This window comes from Paucilactobacillus nenjiangensis, assembly GCF_005405445.1.
Classification (GTDB): domain Bacteria; phylum Bacillota; class Bacilli; order Lactobacillales; family Lactobacillaceae; genus Paucilactobacillus; species Paucilactobacillus nenjiangensis.
On record NZ_BJEB01000091.1, the window covers coordinates 1 to 3,627 of the forward strand.

At 35.6% G+C, this 3,627-nt stretch carries 3 protein-coding genes; all 3 read left to right on the forward strand.

What is annotated here, in order from left to right:
• The first annotated feature begins 197 nt into the window (after window positions 1–197).
• The 3 genes from FFM59_RS09730 to FFM59_RS09740 all read left to right on the forward strand — a co-directional run bounded on the left by FFM59_RS09730 (window position 198) and on the right by FFM59_RS09740 (window position 3,555).
• Entirely contained in the window at window positions 198–1,775 is a 1,578-nt protein-coding gene (locus FFM59_RS09730; protein ID WP_137602829.1) for a peptide chain release factor 3, read from the forward strand.
• A gap of 52 nt (window positions 1,776–1,827) precedes the next feature.
• Window positions 1,828–2,904 (forward strand): AI-2E family transporter, encoded by a 1,077-nt coding sequence (locus FFM59_RS09735; protein WP_137602831.1) that lies wholly within the window; start codon window positions 1,828–1,830, stop codon window positions 2,902–2,904.
• A gap of 162 nt (window positions 2,905–3,066) precedes the next feature.
• Window positions 3,067–3,555: a hypothetical protein gene (locus FFM59_RS09740; protein WP_137602830.1), complete on the forward strand. Its 489-nt coding sequence runs from the start codon at window positions 3,067–3,069 to the stop codon at window positions 3,553–3,555.
• Window positions 3,556–3,627: the final 72 nt, after the last annotated feature.

Consider the following 3,627-nt stretch of genomic DNA (forward strand, 5'->3'; position numbering starts at 1 on the left):
TTCTTGGTCATTATTCAAAAAAATCACCTCATCATATTTGATAAAGTGATTCTATCGCACTGAAGTGCGTAATTATAGCCGGTTTGTTATTGGGTGCTTACCTTATTTTTGATGAAAGAATTTATTTTACGTGGACTTTACTTTGTTGGTATATTACTATTGTATAGAATGATTTTTCGAAAGAGGACAAAATATAGATGAATAACAGTGAACTATCAAATGAAGTAAATAAGCGTAGAACTTTTGCCATCATTTCTCATCCGGATGCTGGTAAAACAACTATTACGGAACAAATGCTCCTTTTTGGAGGGGTAGTTCGGGAGGCCGGTACCGTTAAAGCAAAAAAATCTGGTACATTTGCGAAATCGGATTGGATGGAAATTGAAAAAAAACGTGGAATTTCTGTGACTAGTTCAGTAATGCAATTTGACTACGATGAAAAAAAAATCAACATTTTGGATACTCCAGGTCATGAGGACTTTTCTGAAGATACGTATCGGACTTTGATGGCGGTTGATTCTGCCGTAATGGTAATTGATGCGGCAAAAGGTATTGAACCACAAACAAAGAAACTATTTCAAATTTGTAAAATGCGTGGCATTCCTATTTTTACTTTTATGAATAAGTTTGATCGAGATGCCCGTGAACCTCTTGATTTGCTCTCTGAGGTGGAAGAAGTCCTGGGTATTGAAACTTACCCTATGAATTGGCCAATTGGCATGGGCCGTGGTTTAAAGGGCTTATATGATCGTTACAATCATCGGGTAGCCTTAACACACCCAGAAGACGATGCTAATCCATATTTACAATTGGATAGTGAAGGACAAATTCCTACTGATCATCCCCTACGTCAGGACAGTATCTGGCAAGATACATTGGATGAAATTGAATTAATTGACGCCGCTGGGAACAGTTTAGATGAGGACAAAATTGCAACCGGTGATTTAACACCTGTATTCTTTGGATCAGCGTTAACTAATTTTGGGGTTGAAACATTTCTTCAAACTTACTTGAACTATGCACCAAAGCCAAGCGCACATAAAACATTGGCTGAAACTGTGATTGAACCAACTGACAATGAATTTTCCGGATTTATATTTAAAATCCAAGCAAATATGAATCCTCAACATCGTGATCGTATTGCTTTTGTTAGAATTTGTTCTGGTGAATTTGATCGTGGGATGGATGTAACGCTTGGTCGAACAGGAAAAGCTATTAGACTTTCCAATTCAACTCAATTTATGGCGGATAGTCGTGAAATTGTTGAAACAGCAGTTGCGGGTGATATTATTGGATTATATGATACTGGTAACTTTCAAATAGGTGATTCTATTTATTCTGGTAAAGCTAAAGTTGAATTTGAAAAACTACCACAATTTACTCCGGAATTGTTTGTGAGAGTAATGGCTAAAAATGTGATGAAGCAAAAATCGTTCCATAAAGGAATTGAACAATTGGTTCAGGAGGGTGCGGTTCAACTCTATCGCAGTTACAGCAGTAACGAATATATTCTTGGAGCAGTTGGACAATTACAGTTTGAAGTTTTCCAATTTAGGATGTTAAACGAATACAATTCAGAAATTGTGATGGAGAACTTAGGTCATAAAACTGCCAGATGGATTAATCCGGATCAATTGGATGAGAAGATGGCATCTTCTCGTAATTTATTAGTTAAAGATCGTCAAGATGCACCATTATTTCTTTTTGAAAACCAATTTGCTGAAAATTGGTTTAAGGGAAAATATCCCGATGTCGAGTTGACATCAAAATTGTAATCTTAAGAGTGGGGGATTTCGTTTGAAAAATGCAAATACTAAACAAATTAAAATGCTCTTTTGGACGCTGGAAATTTTGGCAGTGGTCGCAATCATATTTGTTTGTACGAAAATTAAATTTGTCTTTGAACCGTTGTTTACATTTGTATCGGTAGTTTTTGTACCGTTTGTTATTGCAGGCTTTTTATTTTATATGTTAAATCCGCTCGTAACACGTCTTTCAAAACTTCGGTATAAAAAGTTTGGTTTAAATCGTAGTTTTGCGAGTCTGTTTGTGGTTTTAATACTGGTATTAATCATCTTGGGAGGAATTGGATTATTAATTCCAACCATCATTAACGAATTTACTTCGTTGGTTAAAGCATTACCTGATACAGCAAATCAAATAAACAAAATTATCAGTAAACTCAGTGAGTCTAAATTATTTAAGCAAGTTGATTTCAGTACTTATCTGGATAAAGTAGATTCTAAAATTGGAACTTATGCAGAAACATTCCTGACTGGGCTATCGAAAAGCCTAGGCACCATTATTAGCACCATTACGAGTGTCACAGTTGTTGCCATCACTGTTCCCGTGATGTTGTTTTATATGCTTAAAGATGGTCAAAAATTGGTACCAAGCATTCAAAAGATTACTCCCGGCAAGCGTAGTGATGAAGTCAGTGGCTTATTAACCAAAATGAGCGCAACTCTTTCATCATATATCTCTGGTCAAGTTATTGAGTGTCTGTTTGTTGCTGTTTTTACTACCATTGGTTATTTAATTATCGGACAACCTTTGGCAGTTGTATTAGGGATTATTGCTGGGATGGCCAATATTATTCCGTATGTTGGCCCATATATAGGTATTACACCTGCGTTAATCGTGTCACTGACAATGGCGCAAGATAAGATAATTTGGGTTATTATCATTGTGCTTATTGTTCAACAAGTGGATGGTAATATTATTTATCCAAATATTATTGGAAAGAGTTTAAATATTCATCCTTTGACAATTATTGTCCTGTTATTAGCTGCAGGTAATATTGCTGGGATAGCGGGGATGATTTTATGCATTCCATTCTATGCTGTTGTACGGACGATTGTGGTATATTTCTGGGATATTTATCAATTAGATAAACAAGATTGACAAATAAAAATAAACGGTGTGTTACTTGTAAAGCGGCTTTTACTTGTTGCATGCTTTTTTAATTTTTTTTACTCGAGGTGTTACTATATAATTTTGGCTACTTAGTAAAGAGACAATGCTTGTGGTAAAATGTCCTTGAGTCAAACTTTGGATGAGATAATAATGGTTAATGGAAATAAAAGTTTAAGCACAATTTTTTTGTTGTGTACTACGGCATTAGGGATTGTTTTAGGTAGTGGTGAGATTAATGCGAATGCCAGTATTGAAACGAGTAATGATGTTGATAGTGGCGTGATAAATAATAGTTTTGACAATGCAGACATGTTCGCACAATATGCAGCAAGTGCAGCAAGTGCAGCAAGTGCAGCAAGTGCAGCAAGTGCAGCAAGTGCAGCAAGTGCAGCAAGTGCAGCAAATGCAGAAATTCCAAATAGTTCAGCAAACTCCACAAATAATGAAGTAGCGTCTTATTCTCTGACTACAGATAAAAGTAACGCTGAACAATCAGCTAGTGAAAAATCTAAGTATGAAATAAATTATAAGGATACAACGGACAATCGCCCATTTTATTATGAAAATGGGTTAAAAGTCTATGGGATAAAACAAACTGATGAAGGTAGCTATTACTTGACAAATACGAAGGCTCGGTAGCGTCAAGAATCTTGTGTAAATGAAATGCCTTCGTACATATAATATGTATCTAACTTAAATAAATGATGCTTC

What these genes read in the sequence shown, in the direction of transcription:
- FFM59_RS09730 (WP_137602829.1), top strand. Translation starts at nt 198, where the DNA reads ATGAATAACAGTGAACTATCAAATGAAGTAAATAAGCGTAGAACTTTT.
- FFM59_RS09735 (WP_137602831.1), top strand. Translation starts at nt 1,828, where the DNA reads ATGCTCTTTTGGACGCTGGAAATTTTGGCAGTGGTCGCAATCATATTT.
- FFM59_RS09740 (WP_137602830.1), top strand. Translation starts at nt 3,067, where the DNA reads ATGGTTAATGGAAATAAAAGTTTAAGCACAATTTTTTTGTTGTGTACT.